A 22,263-nucleotide genomic window follows, 5' to 3' on the forward strand; every position below is an offset into this window, starting at 1 on the left:
AGGGAACACCCACGATGAGGAACCGGACACGCACCGCGATCGTCGCGGTCGCGGCGCTCGCGGCGCTCGCGCTCGCGGCGGTGGCGACCGCGGCCTACACGTCGCCGAAGCTCTCGGTGTCGTACGCCGCGGGCAACGTCACGCGGATCGTCGCCTCGGCGTCCGTCGACAACGACGCGACCGCCCGCGCGGCGATCGTCATCCCGACCGGCACCGCGCTCACCACGACCGCGGCCCCCGGCACGAAGGTCGGCACCGCCAAGGCCCAGGTGAGCGCGCTCGCGCTCGGCGGCGCACTGCTGCCGCTCGCGGGCGACATCGTCGTCGCGCCTCCGGGCTCGGTCCCGGCCGCCTCGCAGACGGGCTGCATCGGGCCCGCGACGCCGCAGGCGACGCTGATGCTCGTCCTCCAGGCCGCGGGGCAGACGATCAACCTGCCCGCCTACATCATCCCGACGAGCGGGCCGCAGGCCGCGCTCGGCGCGGCGCAGCTCGTGTTCTGCCTCCCGCCGCCCGACCTCCCCGCTCCCGTCGGCGCCACGTTCGGCGCGAAGTTCCTGAGCGCCGACCTGACGCTCAACGGCGTCATCGGGCCCATCGCCCAGGGCGCCTGGGTCGCGTTCTGGACACCGTGGAACGCAGGCGTCGGCACGGTCAACGCCGCCGCCACGGTGGCGTCGCCGGCCGCGATCGCGCCCGGCGGGATCACGCTCTCGGGCCGCAAGGTGAAGGGCGTCAAGCGGCTCTCCGGCCGCGTCACGCAGGCCGGTGCGGGCGTCGCGACCAAGGTGACGATCCTCGCCGGGACGAAGCGCCTCGCCACGGTCTCAGCCAGGGCGAACGGCGCGTTCACCTACGCGGTGCCGAAGAAGTCGAAGGCCACGACGTTCCGCGCGCGCGCAGTCGTTGCGGGCCACGACGCGCCGGCGGTGTGCGGCCAGTTCGGCTCGCTCGGCGTGCCGTGCGTCAACGCGACGGTGAGCGGCTTCACCGCGACGTCGGGCGCCGTCCGGATCCGCTAGGCGGGTCTCACTCGCAGGTCTGAGGGGACTGTCCCCCCGGGAGGGGGACAGTCCCCCGCGGGCCCTCGCTACAGTCGCCGGGATGCGCGTCCTCTCGATCGTCCACGACCCCGCCGTCACCGGCGGCGGAGGGCTCTTCGAGCGGGTCGTCGTCGAGCGGGGCGACCACCTCGACCGCTGGGTCGTCGCCGAGGGCGACGCAGCGCCCGGCGACCCGACGCGCTGGGAGGCGGTGATGGTCTTCGGCGGCGCGATGCACCCCGACCAGGATGCGGAGCACCCGTGGCTCCAGGACGAGGTGGCGTTCATCGAGCGGGCGGTCGCTCAGGGCGTGCCGACGATCGGCGTGTGCCTCGGCGCGCAGCTCCTCGCGCGCGCGGCCGGCGCATGGGTCGGGCCGGCCGCGGCGGCGGAGGTCGGCTGGTTCTCCGTCGAGGTGAACGACGAGGGAGCCGCGGACCCCGTCCTCCGCGCCCTGCCGCGGCGCGTCGACGCCTTCCAGTGGCACTACTACACGTTCGAGCTGCCCGACGGTGCCGTCGAGCTGGCGAGGAGCGAGGCCGTGCGCCAGGCGTACCGGCTCGGCGAGCGCGCGTGGGGAATCCAGTTCCACGCGGAGGTCGACCGGAGGATGCTCGACCGCTGGTTCCGCGAGGGAGCCTCCGAGCTCCCGAAGCCGATCGACGAGATCAGGGCCGAGACCGACCGTCTCCTCGGCCGCTGGAACGAGCACGGCCACGCCCTTTCGACGGCGTTCCTCGACGAGGCGCAGCGCCTGGCCTCGCGCGAGCCAGAAGCCGCGCGCCGCTAGCTCTGAGCCGGTGGCCCGGTCTCGGCCGGGAGCGCTGCGTCGCGCGACCACTCGTGCCAGGAGCCGACGTAGTTCCGGGCGTCGTACCCGGCCGCGACGAGCACCTGAACGGCCATCGCGGAGCGGCTCCCGGAGTGGCAGTAGGCGACCACCTCGGTCCCCTCGGGCTCGCCGACGAGGTCGCGCACCGCACCGACGTCACGGCAGTCGAGCAGGAGGGAGACCTCGAGGCTCCGCGCGCCGGGAATCCGGCCCGGCCGCGGGTCGCAGGGAGCGACCAGTGCTCCCGTGAACTCCTCGGGACGCCGCACGTCGAGGACCACGAGCCCCGGCTCGCCGAGCCGCCGCGAAAGCTCATCGGTCGTGACGTCGCTCATCGGCCGACCAAGGGGAACCGGGAGGTTCCCCACGATCTCCAGAAGAAGGGGGCACGCCGGGGGAACATGGCCGCCGCGAACAGGAGCCAAACGCGAATATTGGTCATGCAGCGAGCGATGCGACGGTCTCGACCTCTGCGGCCACGGAGGGCCGCTCGCAGCACGTCTCGAGCCAGCGCACGAGCGCTGCGTGGCGGTCGAGCGAGAGCCCCATCAGGTCGCGCATCCGCAGGAGCCACGGGAGATACGAGATGTCGGCGAGACCGAAGGCGCGGCCCGTGAGAAAGGGGGCTGCTCGCAGGAGCGCATCGAGCCCCTCGAGCGCGTGCTCGACCCGCCCCGCCGCGCCGGCCTCCTCGCGGCGCAGCGCGTAGTACGGCTTGCCGAGGGCGTCGAAGCGGGAGATCACGAGCCGCGCCGCGGCGCGCTCGCCGGCATCGACGGGGAGGAGCGGCGGCTCCGGATAGCGCTCCTCGAGGTACTCGTCGACGACGGCCGATTCCGGCAACACCCAGCCGTCCTCCTCGAGGACGGGGACGCGGCCGTCGGGCGGGTTGTGCTCGAGCAGCCAGGCGGGCCGGTCGGAGAGATCGACGACGACCGTCTCGTACGGCACGCCCTTCTCGGCGAGCACGATGCGCACGCGCGCGCAGTAGGGGCAACGCGGCGCGTCGTAGAGCGTGAGCACCTTTCGAGGCTACCCGGCCGACGAGCCGTCGGGCGTCGTGTGGCCGTGGTCGGCGCCCTCGAGGCCGAGCACGGCAGCGAGCTCCGAGAGGATCTCGCGGGCGGGCGGCAGGTCGGCCGGTGCCGCGGCATTGGGCGCAGCGGCGCGAACGCGCTGTGGGTCGGCTCCTGTGAGGCGTGCGAGGACCGTGGGGTTCGCAGCGAGGCCGATCACGTCGCCGGGCGCGAGCGGGCCGTAGAACTCGGGCACCGAGAGGTACTCGTCCACGATCCCGCCGCGGTCGAGCGCCACCATTCGCACGACCTCGTCCACCTCGAGCGACAGGGCGACGACGATCGTCCCCATGCGCGAGGACACTTCACGCGCGTAACGGACGAGCGCCGTCGGATCCTCGTCGATCACGGGGTCGTAGACGGCTACCCAGCCGTTCCGCGGCCCCTCGACCCGCGAGCCGGACGAGCCGATCCGGGGAGCGAAGGCGCGTGCGGCGCGCTCGACGTCTCCGACGGCGTCGGTCTGGACGTGAATCGAGGCGAACGACACGGCGTGCCGGCCCGGCGCGAGGCGCTCGCGGAGCGCCGTCACGGGGGCCACGAGGACGACGACGTCCTCGCCGAAGCCCCAGCGGTGGTAGACCGCGCGCGCGCCGGCGTTCGCCGCCGTCACTTCGAGATCGAGGTGCTCGATGCCCTGCGGGGCCACCGCCTCCACGACTGCGTGCACCAGCGCGGCGGCGACGCCCCCGCGACGGGCCTCCGGCACGACGTAGAGATCGGTCAGGCGCGCGAGGCGCGAGCCGGTGCGCCGCGCGAGGGCAAAGCCCACGGCCTCGCCGTCGACCTCGGCGACGAAGGCGAGCCCGTCGTCGACGGCCTCCCGGAGCTCCGCGAGCTCGCGTGCGAGGTCGAGCTCGACGTGAGCCGGCGGCGGCACCTCGCCCTCGAAGGCGCGCCAGAGCGCCTCGAGGACCGGAACGTCGGCGGAGGTCGCGGCGCGAACGTTCACGCGCCCGATGCTAACCGCAGGACAAAGACGCCTTCCCGAGGCGCGACGTGGGATCTATGCTTGGAGGAGCCCGGCGGCGGTCATCCCCCTCGGCCGTCGCCGGCATTCTCTTCTGCGCGCGTTTCTCGAGCCCGCCGCCGCCATCGTGGCCCGGGCACGGCGGTGACGACCGGCGACATCGCGCCGCCCGGGTAGCGCTACGCGGTCACGAGCACGGCCTGCACGTCGTGCAGGTCGTCGAACGGCTCGTAGGCGACGCCCTGCTCGTCGAGCCAGGCGGCGAGCCCGTCCCGCGCGAAGCGGAGCTCGGCTGCGAGTGCGACGCAGCGGTCCGAGTAGCCGTCGCCCGCGTAGGCGAAGCTCCGAAGCCCCGCGACGGCGCTCCGCTTGCACCGCTCGCCACAGACGTCGCAGACCGGGCCCTCGGCGAAGGAGGTGCGCCAGCCCGCCGGGTCGGCCGTCACGTGGTTCGCCGCGACGCGCGCGGCGACCCCCTCGCGCTCGAGCACGGGCTCGATCAGCTCGTGGAAGCCCGAGGAGACGATCAGCGGGTCGTATGCCGCCACGAGCTCGCGGAACCCCGGTCGGACGCGGACCTGCGCGACGAGCCAGTCGCGCACCTCCTCGAACGGCGCCGTGATCGTCGCCATCTCCTCGGCGATCACCTCGTCGAGCGTCATCGTCCGCCCGAGCTCCAGCTCGAGCGCGGAGAACACGTCGAGGTCGCCGAAGCGCTCGATCGCCATGTGCAATCCGTCCCGCTCCGTCACGGTCCCATCCCAATCGAGGACGACCGCGGGACGACGCTTGTGATCCGACACGAGCGGCGTCAGTCGGCGGGGAGCGACCAGCCGCCGTCGACAACGACCGTCTGCCCGCGGATCATCTCGGCGTCCGGGGAGCAGAGGAACGAGACGAGGCCGGCCACGTCGTCGGGCGTGACGAGCCGGCCCGCCGGGTTTCCCGCGCCGGACGCGAGCATCTCCTCCCGGTTCGGGAAATGGTGGAGCGCACCCGTCTCGACGACGCCCGCCGAGACGGCGTTGACGCGGATCCCGCGCGGAGCGAGCTCGACCGCGAGGTAACGCACGAGCGCTTCGAGCGCCGCCTTCGACGTCCCGACGAGCGAGTAGTTCTCGAGCACGCGCACCGACCCGAGGCTCGAGATCGCGACGATCGAGGATCCCGCGGGCATCGACGGGGCCGCGACGCGTGTCAGCCCGAGAAGAGCCCGCGCGTTCGCGTTCAGCGTCCAGTCCCAGTGCTTGTCCTCGGTCTCGAGCGCGGGGCGGATGACCCCGGTTGCGGCGTTGTGGACGAACACGTCCAGCGGGCCGAGCGCCGCGACCTGCTCTGCGACGCGCGACGAGGTGACGTTGCCACGGATCAGGACCGGCTCGGCCCCGAGCTCGCGCAGCTCGCCGGCCGTCTCCTCGGCCGCCTCGTCCGAGCGGAAGTAGCCGATCGCGACGGTCGACGCGCCCTCGCGTGCGAGCCGGAGCGCGATCGCCTTACCGATGCCGCGCGACCCTCCGGTGACGAGGACGCGGGCCCCCCGCGAGTTCACGTCTGGCGGCGCGGGAGCGGGTCCGAGGCCGTCGCGGAGGAGGGAATCTCCCCCCAGCCGATCCGCTCGCGCGACTCGGGCTCCGAGTTCTCCGCCTTCGTCGACGCGTGGCCGAGCCGGTCGAGCAGCTCGATCTTCTCCTCGCCGTAGCGGCGGACGGGATCGTCGTCGGGCAGTCCCTCGATCGCCTCGCGCACACGCGCCCTGATCTGGTACGCGAAGTGAGGCGTCGCGGGGCCGACGAGGGCGTCGATGTCGTCGAAGGTCGGCTCGGCCATCGGGCGCGAAGCCTAACCGCGGACACGCAGCTAGCGTCGCGCCCATGCGCCGGCCGTCGAGCGTCGAGGTGATGCTGCTCGTGACGATCGGGCTCTGGTCGCTGAACCTGACCGTCAGCCGCTACATCCTCACGCACGGCTTCCTGCCGCTTGCCTACGCGACGGTGCGGTACGGCTTCGCCGTCCTCGTCTTCGTCGTGCTCACGCTCGTCCTCGAGCGGTCGCTCCGCATCCGCCGCGCCGACCTCGGGATCGTGGCGGCCGCGGCCGCGTTCGTCTACCTGAACCAGATCGGGTTCGTCTACGCGCTCGACCGGTCGTCCGCGTCGGTGCTCGGGCTGATCCTCGGCGCGACGCCGATCTTCGCGGCCCTCGCCGGGCTGCTGCTCGGCACCGAGTCCCTCCCGTCGCGCTTCTGGGCCGGTGCGCTCTGCTCCTTCGCGGGCGTCGCGCTCGTCGCGCTCGGCGCGGGCGGCGCGCTCTCGGGCGACCTCGGCGGCGTCCTGCTCGGCGTGCTGACGGCCGCGACGTGGGCCGGCTACTCGATGCTCGTGACGCCGCTCATGCGGCGCTACTCGGCGACGCGCATCAGCGCCGTCGTTCTCGGCGCCGCGTGGGTGCCGATCGCGCTGACGGGGCTACCGCAGCTCTCCGACCAGGACTGGCACCTCGGCTGGGAGGTGTGGGCGCTCTTCGTGTTCGCGACGCTCGGGCCACTGGTCCTGACGAACGAGCTCTGGTTCCGCTCGCTCGACCGGATCGGGCCGGCGCGCGCGACGCTCGCCGCAAACCTGCAGCCCTTCCTCGCGGCCGCGATCGCCGTCGTGCTCCTGTCGGAGAAACTCGACGCACTCGAGCTGGCGGGCGGCGTGCTGATCGCCGCGGGCATCTTGGTCGCGCGCCGGCGACGGGTCACGGCGCCGCCCTCGGAGTAGCCTCGTCGCTCGTATCGCCTCTCTGTCAACCTCGGCGAAACGGCCGCGTGATCGAGCCCCAGAGGGCGTGGAGCACGAGCCGGAGACCCGAGACCGGCTTCGCCTGTCGGGCGTCCTGGGGACGCCCGGCCTCCTGGCCCTCGAGCTCGGCCCGCAGCCCGTCCGCGAACTGCGTGACGAGCTGCTCGGTGACGTCGAGGACGATGCCGCGGCCGTAGCGCGCGACGGCCCCGGACAGGGCGAGGTCCGTGACGACCCCGATGCTCGTTCCGCCGTCGGCGGCGGCGAGCCTCGACTCGATGGTGGCCTGCGCGGCGCCCCGGCCCCGGATCTCGCGCGCCTTGGCCGACAGGAGGACGCGCCCCGCGTCCTCGTCGGCCTCCTCGCGCCGCACGTCCGTGGCGAACGTCAGGGCGATCGGCCCCATCTTCACGTTCATGTTGGCCTTCCAGTTCGACTCGTCGACCTCCTCGACGAGCTCCGCGCCCGGCATGCAAGGGACGACGCGGCGGACGTCCATCAGCAGCGCCCACGCGGCCGAGCGGTCGGCGGGCACCTCGAACGAGCTCTCTATTCGCACCTCTTCCTCCTAGGACGGGGGGACGCGGTGGAGCGGGGACGTCGGCCGGCGACTCACTCGCGCACCGCCGCGAGGAGCCCTCGCGCGCTGCGGGTGACGAGCGAGTCGACGGTGACCGCGATGTAGCGCGCCCCACGCTCGCGCCAGGCCCGGGCGCCCGCCTCGTCGGCGACGAGCACGCCGAGCGCGGCGGCCGACCCTTGGACGCCCTCGACGATCGCCCCGTACGCCTCCACGACCACGGGGTGCGAGGTCTGCCCCGGGACGCCGAGCGAGTGCGACAGGTCGGTGGGGCCGACGAAGACGACGTCGACGCCATCGACGGCGGCGATCTCGGCGACCTGCTCGAGGGCAGCGCGAGTCTCGATCTGGACGACGACGAGCGTCTCCGCGTTCGCGCGCTCGACGTACTCGGCGAGCGACTCGCGCTGGCCGTAGGCGGCCGCGCGCACGCCGGTCAGCCCGCGTGTCCCGCGCGGCCCGTACTTGACCGCGCGAACGGCGCGCTCCGCGTCGTCGGCCGACGAGACGAGCGGCACGTGGACACCGAGCGCGCCCGTGTCCATGAACCGGAGGATCACGGCCGGCTCGTTCGCGGGCACCCGGACGAGCGCGGGCACGCCGCGAACATCCGTCCCGCGCACCATGTTCTCGCAGTCCCGCGGCTCCATCGTCCCGTGCTCGCCGTCCAGGACGAGGAAGTCGAAGCCCTGCAGCGCGAGCAGCTCGGCCAGGCCCGGATCGGGGTAGCGGACGAAACAGCCGTAGAGGAGCTCCCCGGCGCGAAGCCGTTCCTTGGTGTCACGGGCCGGCATGCGTCAGGTCAGCCAGCACGCCGCGCGATGGGCGCCGTTCTTCGACTCGAGCGGGGGCTCCTCGTCGCTGCAGCGCTCCACGGCGATCGGGCACCTGGTGTGGAAGCGGCAGCCGCCTGGAGGACGCAGGAGATCGGGAAAGGCCCCGCTGATCGAGATGCGCTTGCGCGTCGCCTCGATTCTCGGGTCGGGAATCGGGACGGCCGAGAGCAGCGCCTGCGTGTAGGGGTGCTTGGGGTTCTCGTAGATCTCGTCGCGCGTCCCGACCTCGACGATCTTTCCCGCGTACATGACGGCGATCCGGTGGGAGATGTGGCGCACGACGGAGAGGTCGTGGCCGATGAAGAGATACGTGATGCCGAGACGCTCCTGGATGTCCTGCAGCAGATTGACGACCTGCGCTCGGATCGAGACGTCGAGGGCGGACACGGGCTCGTCGGCGACCACGAAGTCCGGCTCGAGGCTCAGCGCGCGCGCGATGTTGATCCGCTGCCGCTGGCCGCCGCTGAAGGCGTGCGGGTAGCGGAACATGTACTCGGGCGGCAGGCCGACGAGCTCGAGCAGCTCGGCCACGCGATCCTCGGCCTCGCGGAGCTTCTTGATCTCCCCGTGGACGAGGAGGGGCTCCGCGATGATCTCCAGCACCCGCAGCCGCGGGTTGAGGCTCGCGTACGGATCCTGGAACACGAGCTGCATGCCCTTGCGCAGCTGACGAAGGGTCTCCCCCTCGACCTCGGTGATGTCCTGACCGGCGAACCGGATCCGCCCGCTGGTGAGCGGGACGCGGCGCAGGATCGCCCGCGCGGTCGTCGACTTCCCGCAGCCGGACTCGCCGACGAGCCCGAGCGTCTCGCCGCGCTCGATCTCGAACGACACGCCCTCGACCGCGTGCAGGAACAACTTCTCCTGCCCCCAGAAGCCGGCGCGGCCTGCGGGGAAGCGGACGGTCAGGTCGTCGACGCGGACGAGCGGCTCAGAGCCGTTGCCGCTCGACGCGCCCTGCAAATTCGCTGTCGAGGATGTCGAAGGCACGCCAGCACGCCACCTCCCTTCCTTGCTCGTGCCGCTCGAGGGGCGGCATCTCGTCGACACAGCGATCGATCCGGATGGGGCAGCGGGCTTCGAAGGGGCAGCCGACGGGCGGCGTGATCAGGTCCGGCGGCACCCCCTCGATCCCAACGAGTCGTGGCAGCACGATGTCGAGGCGTGGCGTCGAGCTCAGGAGACCCTTCGTGTACGGATGGCCAGGACGCTCGAACAGATCGAAGGCCGTTCCCGTCTCCATGATCTTGCCGCCGTACATCACAGCGACGCGCGAGCAGACCTCGGCGACGACGCCGAGATCGTGCGTGATCAGGAGCACGGCCAGACCGAGCTGCTGCTGGAGCCCTGCGATGAGCTCGAGGATCTGCGCCTGGATCGTCACATCGAGCGCCGTCGTCGGCTCGTCGGCGATCAGAAGCTCCGGCTCGCCCGCGAGGGCCATCGCGATCATGACGCGCTGGCGCTGCCCGCCCGAGAGCTCGTGCGGGTACGCCTTGGCCTTCGCCCGCGGAGAGGGAATCCCGACGAGGTCGAGCAACTCGGCGACCCGCTCGTGAGCCTCGCCGCGCGACATGCCCCGGTGCAGGCGCAGAACCTCGCCGATCTGCTTCTCGACCGTGAACAGCGGGTTCAGCGACGTCATCGGGTCCTGGAAGACGACAGCCAGCTCCTTGCCTCGGATCCGTTGCAGACGGCGCTCGCCCGCGTCGCCGAGCAGCGACTCGCCCTTCCAGCGCACGTCGCCGCCGGTGATCCGGCCGGGCAGCTGGATCAGCCCGAGGATGCTGAAGGCCGTCACGCTCTTGCCGGAGCCCGACTCGCCCACGAGGCCGAGCGTCTCGCCCGGCTGGATCGAGAAGGAGACGTCGCGCACGGCGTGCGCGGTGCCGCCGCGGGTGAAGAACTGGACCTGCAGGGACCGAACCTCGAGCAGGGGCGTGCCGTTGGTGCTCATCGCGCGACCGCCGAGGGATCCATCGCCGCCCGGGCGAAACGCCGCTCCCGCTGGAGCGGGTCGGCCGTGATGCGCATCCAGCTCGCGAACAGGTTGGCCCCGAGCACGGTCAGCGAGAGGGCGATGCCCGGGAACGTGATCACCCACCAGGCGCTCGAGATGTAGTCGCGGCCCTCGGCGATCATGAGGCCCCACGAGACCGCGGGCGGCTGCGTGCCGAGGCCGAGGAACGACAGCGCCGCCTCGGCGATCACCATCCGGGCGAACTCGAGCACGGCGAGCGTGAGGAGCGGCGAGGCGAGGTTCGGGAGGATGTGCCGGAAGATGACGCGCCGGGACTTGCAGCCTGCCAGCTCGGCGGCCTCGACGTAGGGGCGCTCCCGGGTCGAGAGGACGATCCCGCGGGTGATGCGCGCGTAGACCATCCAGCCGTTGATCGCGAGCACGATGATGATCGCCTTCAGGCTCGGGTGGACGACGGAGAGGATGATGAGCGCGAGCAGCAGCCCGGGGAAGGCGACCTGCGTGTCGACCCAGCGCATGATGAACGAGCTCGTCCGCCCGCCGCGGTAGCCGGCGACCAGGCCCATGAAGACTCCGAACGTGCCCGCGAGCGCCACCACGGCAAGGCCGACCTCGAGCGAGATGCGCGATCCGTAGATGACCCGCGAGAGCACGTCCCGTCCCAGCTGGTCGGTGCCCATGGGATGGTCCCAGCTCGGGCCCTGCAGGCGGTCGAAGAGCGACTGCGCGTCGGGCGGGTACGGCGCGATGAGCGGAGCGAAGATCGCCATCGCGAACATCACGAGCATCACGAGCACGCCGAACATCCCCGCCTTGTCGCTCCACAGCTCGGTGACCGTGCTGCGCATCGCGCGGATCACGGCGTAGGGCCGACCGCGGAGCAGTTCCTCCTCGCGGGCGGCCTGGAGCCTGGCGGAGCGTGCGTCCAAGGCCATCAGGCGAGCTGGATCCGTGGGTCGATGACCCGGTAGAGGACGTCGATCAGGATGTTGATGACGACGACGAAGATCGCGACCAGGAACACGATCGCCTGGAGCAGGATCAGATCCTGGTCGACGATCGCGTTGTAGGCGAGGAACCCGATGCCGGGCCAGGCGAAGACGGTCTCGACGACCGCCGTGTAGCCCGCGAGCGCGAGGATCACCTCCCAACCGAAGAGCGTCACGACCGGAACCGACACGTTGCGCATCGCGTGCACGCCGACGGTCCGGAAGCCGGAGAGGCCTTTCGCCCGCGCCGTCTGGACGTATGGCTGCGCGAGCTCGTCGAGCATGGAGGAGCGGACGATCATCACCATCCGCCCGATCGTGGCGAACGCCATCGTCACCGCGGGCAGGATCAGGTGGTCGAGGCCGCCCTTCCCGGACGAGGGAAGGACGCCGAGCCAGACGGCGAAGATGTAGATGAGCAGCAGGCCGACCCAGAACTCGGGCATCGAGAGCGCGGCGAGGCTCCCGACCACTGCGACGCGGTCGAACCAGCCGCCGGGCCGCAACGCCGCGAGCACGCCGAGCACCATCGACACGACGAACGCGAGGCCCATGCCGGCTGCGACGAGCTCGAGCGTGGCGGGCAGCCGCTCGAGAACGATCCCCATCGCGTCCTCGCGCAGGACGAGCGACTGGCCGAAGTCGAGGTGTGCGACGTCCTTCAGGTACTCCCAGAACTGGACGGGGATGGACCGGTCGAGACCGAGCTGATGCCTGAACTCGGCTCTCTGCTCGGGAGTCGACTCGAACGGGAGCAGCACGTCCACCGGGTCGCCGACGAGACGCGTCGTCACGAACACGACGACGGTCACGAGGAAGACCACGAGGGCCCCTTGCGCGAGCCTCCTGAGAATGAACCGGCCCATCCCTGCCTCCTAGCCTTCCTTTAGGCGCCGCCGAGCGCCATCGTGTTGAGGAAGAGCAGCGAGTCCTGGCGAGGCTGCCAGACGAGCCGCTTGCTCGTCCCGTAGAGGTCGGCGATGTTCACGAGGAACGTGAAGTACGCCTGATCGCGCGCCCGCTTCGTCGCCTGGCGATAGAGCGCGTCCCGCTTCTTCGTGTTCGCCTCGCTGCGTGCCTGCGTGATCCACTTCTCGAGCGCCTGGTCGTCGTTCGACGCCCCGATCCCGCTCGGCGCGTAGTACGCGGAGAGCGACCGGTCGGCGTCGAGCAGCTCGTTCGAGCTGGTCAGGTAAATCGCATCCGGCCGGTTCGCCTTGTCGAACAGCCGGTTCAGGTACTCGCCGAAGTCGAAGATCTGGACGTTGACCTTGAGGCCGATCGCACGCCAGAACGAGGCGACCGCCTCGATCGTCTCCTTGTCCTTCAGCCAGCGGCCCGACTCGCCGACGAAGTTGATCGTCTTCCCGGACGCACCGGCCGCATCGATCAGCTGCTTCGCACGGTTCACGTCGTACGCGAACGGCCTGAGCGTCGGGTTGTAGCCCGTCCACGAGGGGCTCAGGAACTGGGCGTCGTCGACGCGCGCGAAGCCCCCGAACAGCGCCTTGGCGATCCCGTTCTTGTCGACGGCGAGGTTCAAGGCCTGCCGCACGCGGGGGTCGCTCGTGACCTGGCTCCCCTGCTTGGCGTTCAAGATGACCACCGGATGCTCGAGCCCGACTGCGCTGACCGCCTTCGGCGCGCGCTTCACGTCCTCCGGCAGAAGGTTCGTGATCAGGTCGAAGTCGCCCGCCAGCAGGCCGGCCAGACGCGTGCCTCCCTCCGGCACGAACTTGTACGTCACCGTCTGGATCCTCGGCTTCGGCGTCCCCCAGTACCGCGGGTTCGCCTTGAGCGTGATGTGGTCGCCCTTTCGCCACTCGACGAACGTGTACGGCCCCGTGCCGACCGGTTTCTCGGCAAACCCGGCAGCCTGCGCGGCCTTCGGCGGGACGATCGTCAGCCAGTAGATCCGCGAGGGCAGGATCGGGTCCGGAGCGGTCGTTGTGATGTCCACCGTCCGGGCGTTGACCTTCTTCGCGCCCGAGATCGTGCCGACGAAGCTCACCTGCTCGGAGTTGAACTTCTTGTTGATGATCCGCTTGATGCTGTAGACGACCGCGTCGGCATTGAGCGGCTCGCCGTTCGTGAAGGTGATGCCGGTGCGGAGGACGACCCGCCAGACCTTGGGGCGGATCTGCTTCGGGGCCGCAGCCGCCAGGCCGGGGACGAGCTTGCCGGTTCTCGTCCGCGCCATCAGCGTCTCGTAGATGTTCCGGGTGACGGCGCGCTCTCCGCCGTCGTCCTTGAGCTGCGGGTCGAGGGTCGTCGGCTCGGAGCCGATCGCGAGCGTGATCGAGCCGGCCGCAGCCGTGGCCGACGCGCGTGTGCGGTCGGCGGCGCTCGCGGCGCTCAACGCCCCCGCCGCGAGCAGCGCCGCGGCGACGACCGAGAGCGCCGCGAAGCGATGACGTCTCATCATGTCACTCCTCTCGAGATGATGGCCTTGATGGCCGTTGGCAACTGGGACCTGTCGAGGACGGCTCCAGTTGGCTCGCGATCGAAGGGCGCAACACTTCCCCGGAGCGCATTGGTGGTTCGGCGCTCCGACGACCGCTTCGCGAACAAAGGGCGAGCAGACACCGTCGAAGAAGTATCTTAACGTCTAGAGAGTTTGAGTCAAGGTCGAGACACCAGAGCTTCGCGCATCGTCGTCGGGATGGCCGCCGGCGAGGCTCTCGCCTACGGCAGCCGCCTCGTCGAGGCGTTGCACGAGGCCGGCGACGAGGTTCACCTCGTCATGACGCGAGAGGCCGAGCGGGCGCTTGGCGACGACCTGGAGCGTGTGCGGTCGCTGGCGACACAGGTCTACGCGTCGGGCAATCAGGCCGCCCGCATCTCGAGCGGCTCGTTCCTGACGCGAGGGATGATCGTCGTTCCCTGCGACGGCGCGGCCCTGGCGGCGATCTCGCTCGGCCTGGCGACGAATCTCGTGTTCCGAGCAGCCGACGTCACCCTCAAGGAGCAGCGTCCCCTCGTGCTCGGGCTGACGACGTCGGCGCCGAGCTCGATCGAGCAGGAGCAGCTCGCACGCGCGGCGGATGTCCCCGGGCTCGTCACCTTCCCACTTGAGGGATCTCCCGACGACGCGGTCGCAGAGCTCCTCGGTCAGCTGTAGACGGAGCGCTCACGCGGCTCCGCGGCACGGCCCAGCACGAGCAGCGAGACGGGGATCCCGACAGCGGCGACGACGAGCGCCGCCTGGAGGCCGAAGATCGCCGCGGCCCCGCCGAGGAGCGCGCTGGTCGCGGCACCGACGCCGATCTGGACGGAGCGGAACGCACCGAGAAGCTGCGTTCGCCCCTCGAATGCGTCGAGCGCGAGGACGTTCGCGACCGGCCCGAGCGCCGCGACGAAGGCACCGAAGACGACGGCCGCCACGATGGCGAGCGCGGGCCAGGGAGCCGCCGTCCAGCAGGCGCCGAGCAGCGCGAGGCCCACGCCGAGGCGCCGTGCGATGCGCACCGAGCTCTCGCGGTCGGCGGCGTTGCCCGAGAGCAGCTTCGCCGGAACGGAGAGCACGCGGGACACGGTGATGACGAGCGCCGCGGTCCCCGGCGAGAGGTCCCAGGCGTAGACGGCGAACAGCGGGAGGAAGGCGACCGTCCCGTACTGCGACGCGGCCGCCACGCTGCCCACGGCGACGGGTGCAACCGCCGCTCCGGGGCGGAACGACGCACCGCCGGCGGGAGCCGGCAGGCGCTCGGGGAGACGCGCGAGGAGGCACCAGGCGGCGGCGAGCCCGGCGAGGACGGCGGTCGCGACGAACGTCGCTCGCCACCCCCACAGCCCGCCGAGCGCGGCGAGCAACCCGCCGAGCGCGACGCCACCAGAGAACGCGACGCCGTAGATCCCGATCGCGAGCCCCCGCCGCGCCCCCGCCAGCTGGGCAGCTGTGCGGATTCCAGGGACGAAGAAGGCACCGGAACCGAAGCCGAGCACCGCCTGACCCAGCATCAGCCATGCCTGACCGTGCGAGGCGGCGCTCAGGAGCGCACCCGCGAGAACGACGAGCAGCGCGAGCGTCGCCCCGAAGCGCGGCCCGAGCCGACCGATGGCGAAGCCGCCCGCAAGCCCGCCGACGGCGACCGAGCCGGAGAGCACGGCGAACATCAGCCCGGCGTCGCCGGTTCCGAGGTCGAGCTCGACGGCGAGGAGCGGGAACAGCGACGGCAGCACCCACTCGGCAGTCGTCGTCGCGAGATAGCCGCCGGTGACAGCGGCGAACCCGACCCGATCCGGTCTCATGGCTTATCTTATCGTGAAGATATGTCGAAGCTGATCGGCGACACGCTGCCCGACGGGCTCGTCTCGGCGCTCGACGGCGCCGAGCTGGCGGACAAGATCGGGCCGGCCTACCTGCTCGTCACCTCGGACGAGGACGGGACGCCGCGGCCGTGCATGCTGAGCGCGGGCGAGACGCTCGCGCTCGACGGCCGCCGCCTCCGCTTCGCGCTCTGGCGGGGCAGTCGCACGGCCGCGAACCTCACGCGTGGGGGCAGCGCGCTCTTCTGCCATGTCGCTCCACGCACGGTCGTCTACGTGCGCGGGCCGGTGCGGGCGCTCGACGCGGGCCCCGAGCTCAATCTCGACTGCTTCGAGCTCACCGTCGACTCCGTCGAGTCCGACGACCACGCCGGGATGCCCGTCACGACGGGCATCACGTTTGCGGTCGAGCGCGACGACCCCGCCGTCGTCGTCGCCGCGTGGGAACGCCAGCTCGCCGGCCTCCGCGCGGCGACCTAGGGTCAGGCGTCGTCGACGGGCCGCAGCACGGCGCGCCGCTCGCCCCAGCGGCGTATGCGCTCGTGCTCGACGCCGAGCTGGTCGAGAGCGCGGCCGACCGTGTGGTCGACCATGTCGTCGAGCGAGCGCAGCTTCGCGTAGAACGCCGGCACGGGCGGCGCGACGACGGCGCCGGCCTTCGCGACGCGCAGCATGTTCTCCAGGTGGATCACGGAGAGCGGCGACTCGCGAACGAGCAGCACGAGCTTGCGCCGCTCCTTGAGGTGCACGTCCGCGGCCCGCTGGATGAGGTTGTCGGACAGCCCGTTCGCCACGGCGGCGAGCGTTCGCATGCTGCACGGAGCGACGATCATGCCCGCCGTCTCGAACGCGCTCGAGTACGGCGGCGCGGCGAGGTCCTCCTCGTCGTAGACGACGGCAGCGAGGGCACGGAGATCCTCGGGGCGCCGCTCGGTCTCCGTCTTGATCGTCGCCTCCGCCCAGCGGCTGACGATCAGATGCGCCTCCACGCCGAGCTCGTACAGCGTTTCCAGGAGGCGCACGCCGTAGATCGCGCCCGTCGCTCCGGTCATGGCGACGAGGAGCGGCCGATCGTAGGAGGCTTCGGTCACGCGCCGCCGCCGTCGGTGTACGGGCCGGTCGTGATCCCGTACACGTTGCCGTCCGGGCCGCGGAAGTGCGTCCAGCGGTAGTCGCCCCAGCCATGGTTCTCGGTCAGGAACTCGACGCCCTTGCCCTCGAGCTCCGCCCGCGACTCCTCGAGGTCGTCGACCAGGAACTCGACGACGGGGCCGGTGTCGAACTCCTTGAAGTGCGGGTCGCCCGGTCCGAACACCTCGACCCACTCCCCGCTCTCCAGGCGCAGGATCGAGAGCGAGTCGCGCTCGTGGAAGGTGGAGAGGCCCAGCGTGTCCTTGAAGAAGCCGACCATCTCGTCGTACTTGTCGGTCGCCGTGCCCACCCAGACGATCCCCTTGATCTTCATGACACGACCTCCTCTCGTCGCTCTCCACCCTCGAGGGCGCGCGCCTGGGCGATCAGGTCGAGCAGCGTCTCGGGGCCGAGCGGCACGCGGTTGACATTGATCCGGAGCGGTCGCAGCGCGTCGACCACGGCGTTCGCGATCGCTGCGGGCGGGGACACGGCGCCGCCCTCGCCGCAGCCCTTGATCCCGAACGGGTTCAGGTCCGAGAGATATTCCTGGTGCCCGACCTCGATGGGCGGGACCTCCGCCGACGTCGGCAGCAGGTAGTCCATGTAGCTGCCCGTGAGCAGCTGGCAGTCCTCGTCGTAGAGGACGCCCTCGAAGAGCGCCGTGCCGATGCCGTGAGCCACGCCGCCCTGGATCTGCCCCTCGACGATCGTCGGGTTCAGCATCCGGCCGCAGTCGTCGACGGTCAGGTACCGCAGCACGCGCACGAACCCCGTCTCCGGGTCGACCTCGACCGATGCCACATGCGTGCCCGAGGCGAACGTGACGGTCGGTGGAACGAAGTAGTACTCCACGGCGAGGCCCGGCTCGAGCCCGGCGGGCAGCCGGCTCTTCGGTCCCGGAGCCGCCGCGGAGTGGATCTCCGCGAAGGTGACCGAGTGATCCGCGACGTCGCGCGAGGCGACTCCCTCGTCGCCGATCACGAGGTCGGCCGGGCTCGCCTCGAGCAGCTCTCCCGCGACCGCGAGCACCTTGTCGCGCAGGCGCTGCGAGGCGATGCCAACCGCGGAGCCCGCGGTCACCGCGCTCCGGCTGGCGAACGTGCCGACGCCGAACTGGAGCAAGGAGGTGTCGCCCGAGGTCACGGTGATGCGCTCCGGTGGAAGCCCGAACTCGTCGGCGCAGACCTGTGCGAGCGTCGTCTCGAGGCCCTGGCCGTGCGGCTTCGCACCCGTGACCACGTGAAGGTTGCCGCGCTGGTCGAGGCGCACGATGGCTCCCTCGTACGGCCCGAAGCCCGATCCCTCGACGTAGGAGGAGATGCCGACCCCGACGTATCGTCCCGCGGCACGCCATTCGGCCTGGCGCGCCCGGAGCTCGTCGTACCCGAAGGCCTCGAGCGCCTGCTCGAGCTGCGCCGGGTAGTCGCCGGAGTCGTACACCATCTCTGCCCCGTCGCGGTACGGCATCCCCATCGGTCTCGGCATCTCCTCGGCGGGAATCAGGTTGCGCCGTCTCACGTCCGCGGGGTCGAGCCCGCACTCGGCGGCGATCAGGTCGAGCGCGCGGTCGAGCGCGAACACTCCCTCCGGCCGTCCTGCGCCGCGAACCGGCGCGACGGGCGCCTTCGTCGTGACGACGTTCCGGCCCTCGATCGAGAAGGTGTCGATCGCGTACTGGCCCCGGAGGTGGGCGGCGGTGTTGTACGAGACCGTCACCGCGTACAGGTTGTATGCGCCCGCGTCCACGAGGAAGCTGTCGCGGAGAGCGAGGATGCGGCCGTCGTCGTCGTAGGCGAGCTCGAGGTCGTGCACCTGGTCGCGGCAGTGGCGGGTGCCGAGCAGAGCCTCCTGCCGGTCCTCCGTCCAGCGGACGGGGTGCCGCAGCGTCATCGCGAGGTAGGGGATCAGCGCGTCCTCGCCGAAGAGCCCGGTGCCGAAGCTACCGCCGATGTCCGGCGCGATCACGCGGATCCGCTCGAGCGGGAGCCCGAGCATCTCCGAGAGGTTCGTCCGGATCAGGTGCGGCCGCGGGCTCGTGATCCAGACGGTCAGCTCGTCGCGCCCCTCGTCCCAGGAGGCCTGCACGGAGCGCGTCTCCATCGCGTTTCCCGCGGAGCGCCCGAACGTGAACCGCTCGCGGAGGACGTGCGGCGCGTGCGCGAATGCGGCGTCGACGTCGCCCGACGCCATTGCGAGGCGGGCGGCGACGTTGTCACCGAGTTCCTCGTGGAGCACCGGGGCACCGTCGCGGAGCGCCGACTCGGGGTCCGGAATCGCCTCGAGCGGCTCGTAGTCGGCCTCGATCGCCTCGAGGCCGTCTTCGGCGGCGTACCGGTCGCGGGCGACGACGACCGCGACGGGCTGCCCGACCCACAGCGTCCGCCCGTGGGCGATCGGCGAGAGCGGGCACGACTTCACCTCGACGTCGACGAGCGCCTGGAGCTGGGGCGTGATCTCCTTCCCGGCGGCCTCGACGAACGTCCCCACCCGGCCCGCGAGGTCGGCCCCGGTGAACGCGGCGACGACGCCCTCGACCCGGAGCGCCGGCGCCACGTCCAGGCTCGTGATCTCGGCGTGCGCGAAAGGGCTGCGCAGCACAGCCGCGTGCAGGGCTCCCGGGACGACGATGTCGGGCGTGAAGCGCCCGGCACCACGGACGAGACGGGCGTCCTCCTTCCGCCGGAGCCGCTGCCCGACCCAGGTGTCCGCTGCGGTCGTGGTCACGCCGCCGCTTCCCGCGTGAGCTCCGCCGCGTAGCGCACCGCTTCGACGATGTTCTGGTAGCCCGTGCAACGGCAGATGTTCCCGGACAGCCGGCTGCGGATCGTCTCCTCGCTCGGGTCCGGGTCGTCGCGCAGGAGCTCCTCCACGCTCATGAGGAACCCTGGCGTGCAGAAGCCGCACTGCAGGCCGTGCTTCTCCGAGAACGCCTCCTGGATCGGGTGCAGCGGCTCGCCGGCCGGGGCGAGCCCTTCGACCGTCCGCAACTCGTGGCCCTCGGCCTGGACGGCGAGCATCAGGCAGGAGCGCACCGTCCGACCGTCGAGCAGGATCGTGCACGCGCCGCAGACGCCGTGCTCGCACCCGACGTGCGTGCCGGTCAGGCCGAGCTCGTCGCGCAGGAAGTCGACGAGCGTGACGCGGGGCTCGGCGAAGCCGCGGTGCTCGACGCCGTTGACGCGCAGGACGACCTCACGCGGCGCCGTCGCGATCACCTCCCCCGGCCCGGCCGACGGCTGTCGCGAGAGCGCGGCGCACGAGCACCCCGGCGACGTGCCGCCGGTAGTCCGCCGTCGCGTGGACGTCGGAGTTCGGGTCGAGCTCCGCCTGCACGGCCGCGGCGGCCTCCGCGAAGAGCTCGGCCGTCGGCCGCCGGCCCCGCAGAAGCTCCTCTGCCGCGGCGACGCGCACCGCCCGCTCTCCCACGCCGATGAGCGCGACGCGGGCGTCGCCGACCGAGCCCTCGCCGTCGAGCGTCACGAGCGCTCCGACGCCCGCGATCGCGAAGTCGCCGTGACGCCGTGCGAGCTCGAGGAAGCACGAGCCGGAGCGGCCGTTCGGCACGTTCAACCTCAGGCCGGTCAGGAGCTCGCCGGGCCCGAGGGCCGTCGTGAAGTAGCTGATCAGGAACTCCGCCGCGGGCACCGTGCGCGCGCCGCCGGGCCCGACGAGGTCGAGCTCCGCGTCGAGCGCCAGCGCGAGCGCCGTCCACTCGGCCGCGGGGTCGGCGTGCGCGAGGCTGCCGCCGACGGTGCCGCGGTTGCGGATCGCCACGTGCCCGACCTGCTCGATCGCCTCGACGATCATCGGACACCGCTCCCGCAGCCCCGGCAGGCGCTCGACGTCGCGCTGCCTGGTCAGCGCACCGACCTCGAGCGTGTCGCCGTCGAGGCGGGCGCCGTCGAGGCCGCCGATGCCGTTCAGGTCGACGATCACCGACGGTCGGGCGAGGCGGAACGCGAGCAGCGGCACGAGGCTCTGCCCGCCCGCCATCGCCTTCGCCTCGTCGCCGTGCTCGGCGAGCGCCGCCACCGCCTCGTCGAGGCTCCGGGGAGCCAGGTACTCGAACGGTGGCGGCTTCACTCGTGAGACCAGAGGCTCGAGGCGGCTCGGAGGTGCGTGCGGGGAGGGCATGCGCCAAGCAGCGGCGCCGGCTCGGGCGGCGCGCAGGCTGGACGCCTGGATGCCGACCGGGACGACGGCGATGCGCCGCGCGCAGGCCCCCATCCGTGCGTGTCTGAAACCCGCATCGAGCCTCTAGTCGCGGCGGACCTTCTGCCAGGCCTCCCCGAAGACGTCGGAGAGGTCGATGTCGGCCACGCCGGGCGTCGAGATCTCGAGCGGGTAGTTCGCCTTGCGCGTCGCGTCGATCCCGACCTTCGTGACGAGATGCGAGCCGCCCGCCGGGTCGTACGACGCGGGGTCGAGGGGCGAGCCGCGCGAGTACGTGACCTCGAACGCGTCGTAGTCCCAGCGCACGCGCGTCGCGATCGCGTGGAGCACGTCGGCGTCGTTCGTGATGTCGACGTCGTCGTCGACGACGACCACGTACTTGAGGAACGGATCCGCGGTGAACGCTCCCATCGCGGCGTTCTTCGGGTCGCCCTCGATCAGCTTCTCCATCTGTACGTAGCAGATGTAGCGGGAACGTCCCGACGGCGGCACGTAGACGGCCTTGACCGCGCCGCTCGCAATGCGACAGGTCTTGTAGATCTGGCTGTTCCGCGTGACGCCCGACAGCAGCAGGTTGTCGCGATGCCCGACGAACGAGCTGTGGTAGTGAGCGTTCTTCCGCATCGTGATCGCCTTCACGTACACGACCGGGTTGTTCCGCTCCGGCCCGTACGTGCCGGGATACTCGCCGAACGGCGCCTCCGGCTCGCGCTCGGTCGGATGGATCTCGCACTCGAGCACGATCTCCGCCCACGCGGGGACCTGGACGTCGATCGTCTCGCACTTGACCAGCTCGAGCGGCTCGCCGACCATCGCGCCGGCGATCGAGAACTCGTCCACGTCGATTCCGGTGAAGCTCAGGCAGCCGAGCTCGACCGCCGGATGGACGCCGTTGAAGACGGCCATCTGCGTGGGCTGCCCGCGCTTGATGTTCTTCTGCATGATGTAGTGCCCGTGGGCGGTCTCCGAGATCTGGATGCCCATCTTGTTCTTGCTCTTGACCTGGAGGCGGTAGATCCCGACGTTGGGCACGCCCGTGTCCGGGTCTTTCATCGTCTCGTAGGCGAGCGTCCAGTACCGGCCCTGCCATGACTCGAAGCCCGGGTCGACCTGCCCGGAGTCGAGCTCGTGGTACTTGAGCGACGGGAAGATCGTGAGGTCGACGTCGTCGCCCGTGAGGATGACCTCCTTGCAGGGCGCCTCGTCGTTCGAGACGAGCCGCGGCGGGATCGGGTTCTCCTCGCGGCGCATGTACTCGAGCACGAAGTCGCGCGGCGTCGCGTCGATCGGGAGACCGATCGCCATCGCGAGGCGCGGAAAGCTCGCGTGCACGTTCGTCACGCACGGGATCTGGGATCCCTTGATGTTGTCGAACACGACGGCGGGGAACCGCCGTTCGTTCTCGAGGCGCCAGAGAGCGGCGGTCGCCTCGAAGACGGGGTCGATCTCCTTGTCGACGTGGATGACCTCGTCGGGATAGTGCTCTTCCAGAAAGCGAAGGAAGGACTGGAGGTCCTGTCCCGTCGCCGTCTTCCTCTCGGCTGCCAGCGCCATGGCGCTCCCTTCACGTCCGATCGTGGCCGGGGTGCAAAACTAT

General features: G+C 71.3%; 25 protein-coding genes. 5 read left to right on the top strand and 20 right to left on the bottom strand.

What is annotated here, in order from left to right; genetic code table 11:
- The first annotated feature begins 14 nt into the window (after positions 1 to 14).
- A complete protein-coding gene (locus tag VNM44_RS14205) occupies positions 15 to 1,022 on the top strand; it encodes a hypothetical protein (protein WP_325626543.1) in 1,008 nt (335 codons plus the stop codon).
- Between the two features lie 82 nt (positions 1,023 to 1,104).
- Positions 1,105 to 1,833 (top strand): type 1 glutamine amidotransferase, encoded by a 729-nt coding sequence (locus VNM44_RS14210; RefSeq protein ID WP_325626544.1) that lies wholly within the window; start codon positions 1,105 to 1,107, stop codon positions 1,831 to 1,833.
- Here the strand turns inward: VNM44_RS14210 and VNM44_RS14215 are convergent.
- The 6 genes from VNM44_RS14215 to VNM44_RS14240 form a co-directional block, all read right to left on the bottom strand.
- Positions 1,830 to 2,210, bottom strand: a complete 381-nt coding sequence (locus VNM44_RS14215) for a sulfurtransferase (protein WP_325626545.1) — start codon at positions 2,208 to 2,210, stop codon at positions 1,830 to 1,832. The two genes, VNM44_RS14210 and VNM44_RS14215, sit on opposite strands and share 4 nt — an antisense overlap.
- 103 nt (positions 2,211 to 2,313) lie before the next feature.
- Positions 2,314 to 2,898, bottom strand: coding sequence for a glutathione S-transferase family protein (locus tag VNM44_RS14220; protein ID WP_325626546.1), 585 nt, complete (start codon positions 2,896 to 2,898; stop codon positions 2,314 to 2,316).
- Between the two features lie 9 nt (positions 2,899 to 2,907).
- Positions 2,908 to 3,903 (bottom strand): GNAT family N-acetyltransferase, encoded by a 996-nt coding sequence (locus VNM44_RS14225; RefSeq protein WP_325626547.1) that lies wholly within the window; start codon positions 3,901 to 3,903, stop codon positions 2,908 to 2,910.
- A gap of 197 nt (positions 3,904 to 4,100) precedes the next feature.
- Positions 4,101 to 4,724, bottom strand: coding sequence for an HAD-IB family phosphatase (locus VNM44_RS14230; protein WP_325626548.1), 624 nt, complete (start codon positions 4,722 to 4,724; stop codon positions 4,101 to 4,103).
- 8 nt (positions 4,725 to 4,732) lie between these two features.
- Positions 4,733 to 5,470 (bottom strand): SDR family oxidoreductase, encoded by a 738-nt coding sequence (locus tag VNM44_RS14235; protein ID WP_325626549.1) that lies wholly within the window; start codon positions 5,468 to 5,470, stop codon positions 4,733 to 4,735.
- Positions 5,467 to 5,748 carry a hypothetical protein gene (locus tag VNM44_RS14240; protein WP_325626550.1) on the bottom strand — a complete coding sequence of 94 codons (282 nt, stop codon included), beginning with the start codon at positions 5,746 to 5,748 and terminating at the stop codon, positions 5,467 to 5,469. The genes VNM44_RS14235 and VNM44_RS14240 overlap by 4 nt, the downstream gene beginning before the upstream one ends.
- Positions 5,749 to 5,792: 44 nt before the next feature.
- Here VNM44_RS14240 and VNM44_RS14245 point away from each other — a divergent pair, with 44 nt between their 5' ends.
- The gene (locus VNM44_RS14245; RefSeq protein WP_325626551.1) at positions 5,793 to 6,683 is read left to right on the top strand and encodes a DMT family transporter; all 891 of its coding nucleotides are present in this window, start codon (positions 5,793 to 5,795) and stop codon (positions 6,681 to 6,683) included.
- Positions 6,684 to 6,708: 25 nt separating this feature from the next.
- On the opposite strand, the gene VNM44_RS14250 is transcribed toward VNM44_RS14245, so the two are convergent.
- From VNM44_RS14250 to VNM44_RS14280, 7 genes are all read right to left on the bottom strand, one after another.
- On the bottom strand, positions 6,709 to 7,263 hold the full coding sequence (locus VNM44_RS14250) for an SRPBCC family protein (RefSeq protein WP_325626552.1): 555 nt from the start codon (positions 7,261 to 7,263) through the stop codon (positions 6,709 to 6,711).
- Positions 7,264 to 7,316: 53 nt separating this feature from the next.
- A complete protein-coding gene (locus VNM44_RS14255; protein ID WP_325626553.1) occupies positions 7,317 to 8,078 on the bottom strand; it encodes an HpcH/HpaI aldolase family protein in 762 nt (253 codons plus the stop codon).
- A gap of 3 nt (positions 8,079 to 8,081) precedes the next feature.
- Positions 8,082 to 9,083: an oligopeptide/dipeptide ABC transporter ATP-binding protein gene (locus VNM44_RS14260; RefSeq protein WP_325626554.1), complete on the bottom strand. Its 1,002-nt coding sequence runs from the start codon at positions 9,081 to 9,083 to the stop codon at positions 8,082 to 8,084.
- Positions 9,052 to 10,077: an ABC transporter ATP-binding protein gene (locus VNM44_RS14265; protein WP_325626555.1), complete on the bottom strand. Its 1,026-nt coding sequence runs from the start codon at positions 10,075 to 10,077 to the stop codon at positions 9,052 to 9,054. Before VNM44_RS14265 ends, VNM44_RS14260 begins: the two co-directional genes overlap by 32 nt.
- Positions 10,074 to 10,949 carry an ABC transporter permease gene (locus VNM44_RS14270; protein WP_414652988.1) on the bottom strand — a complete coding sequence of 292 codons (876 nt, stop codon included), beginning with the start codon at positions 10,947 to 10,949 and terminating at the stop codon, positions 10,074 to 10,076. Before VNM44_RS14270 ends, VNM44_RS14265 begins: the two co-directional genes overlap by 4 nt.
- 86 nt (positions 10,950 to 11,035) lie before the next feature.
- The gene (locus VNM44_RS14275; RefSeq protein ID WP_325626557.1) at positions 11,036 to 11,956 is read right to left on the bottom strand and encodes an ABC transporter permease; all 921 of its coding nucleotides are present in this window, start codon (positions 11,954 to 11,956) and stop codon (positions 11,036 to 11,038) included.
- Positions 11,957 to 11,976: 20 nt separating this feature from the next.
- A complete protein-coding gene (locus VNM44_RS14280) occupies positions 11,977 to 13,512 on the bottom strand; it encodes an ABC transporter substrate-binding protein (protein ID WP_325626558.1) in 1,536 nt (511 codons plus the stop codon).
- A 195-nt stretch (positions 13,513 to 13,707) separates the two neighbouring features.
- Between VNM44_RS14280 and VNM44_RS14285 the strand changes: the two genes are divergently transcribed.
- Entirely contained in the window at positions 13,708 to 14,211 is a 504-nt protein-coding gene (locus tag VNM44_RS14285) for a flavoprotein (protein WP_325626559.1), read from the top strand.
- Here the strand turns inward: VNM44_RS14285 and VNM44_RS14290 are convergent.
- Positions 14,202 to 15,341, bottom strand: a complete 1,140-nt coding sequence (locus VNM44_RS14290) for an MFS transporter (RefSeq protein ID WP_325626560.1) — start codon at positions 15,339 to 15,341, stop codon at positions 14,202 to 14,204. The two genes, VNM44_RS14285 and VNM44_RS14290, sit on opposite strands and share 10 nt — an antisense overlap.
- A 21-nt stretch (positions 15,342 to 15,362) precedes the next feature.
- Here VNM44_RS14290 and VNM44_RS14295 point away from each other — a divergent pair, with 21 nt between their 5' ends.
- Positions 15,363 to 15,839: a hypothetical protein gene (locus VNM44_RS14295; RefSeq protein WP_325626561.1), complete on the top strand. Its 477-nt coding sequence runs from the start codon at positions 15,363 to 15,365 to the stop codon at positions 15,837 to 15,839.
- 2 nt (positions 15,840 to 15,841) lie between these two features.
- On the opposite strand, the gene VNM44_RS14300 is transcribed toward VNM44_RS14295, so the two are convergent.
- The 6 genes from VNM44_RS14300 to VNM44_RS14325 form a co-directional block, all read right to left on the bottom strand.
- Positions 15,842 to 16,411 (bottom strand): UbiX family flavin prenyltransferase, encoded by a 570-nt coding sequence (locus tag VNM44_RS14300; protein WP_349258048.1) that lies wholly within the window; start codon positions 16,409 to 16,411, stop codon positions 15,842 to 15,844.
- Positions 16,412 to 16,446: 35 nt separating this feature from the next.
- Entirely contained in the window at positions 16,447 to 16,824 is a 378-nt protein-coding gene (locus VNM44_RS14305) for a VOC family protein (RefSeq protein ID WP_325626563.1), read from the bottom strand.
- Positions 16,821 to 19,217: a xanthine dehydrogenase family protein molybdopterin-binding subunit gene (locus tag VNM44_RS14310; RefSeq protein ID WP_325626564.1), complete on the bottom strand. Its 2,397-nt coding sequence runs from the start codon at positions 19,215 to 19,217 to the stop codon at positions 16,821 to 16,823. Before VNM44_RS14310 ends, VNM44_RS14305 begins: the two co-directional genes overlap by 4 nt.
- A complete protein-coding gene (locus VNM44_RS14315) occupies positions 19,214 to 19,708 on the bottom strand; it encodes a (2Fe-2S)-binding protein (RefSeq protein WP_325626565.1) in 495 nt (164 codons plus the stop codon). Before VNM44_RS14315 ends, VNM44_RS14310 begins: the two co-directional genes overlap by 4 nt.
- Positions 19,686 to 20,576, bottom strand: coding sequence for a xanthine dehydrogenase family protein subunit M (locus tag VNM44_RS14320; RefSeq protein WP_325626566.1), 891 nt, complete (start codon positions 20,574 to 20,576; stop codon positions 19,686 to 19,688). The genes VNM44_RS14315 and VNM44_RS14320 overlap by 23 nt, the downstream gene beginning before the upstream one ends.
- A gap of 174 nt (positions 20,577 to 20,750) precedes the next feature.
- Entirely contained in the window at positions 20,751 to 22,220 is a 1,470-nt protein-coding gene (locus VNM44_RS14325; RefSeq protein ID WP_325626567.1) for a UbiD family decarboxylase, read from the bottom strand.
- Positions 22,221 to 22,263: the final 43 nt, after the last annotated feature.

This window comes from Gaiella sp. (genome assembly GCF_035558935.1).
Lineage (GTDB): Bacteria > Actinomycetota > Thermoleophilia > Gaiellales > Gaiellaceae > Gaiella.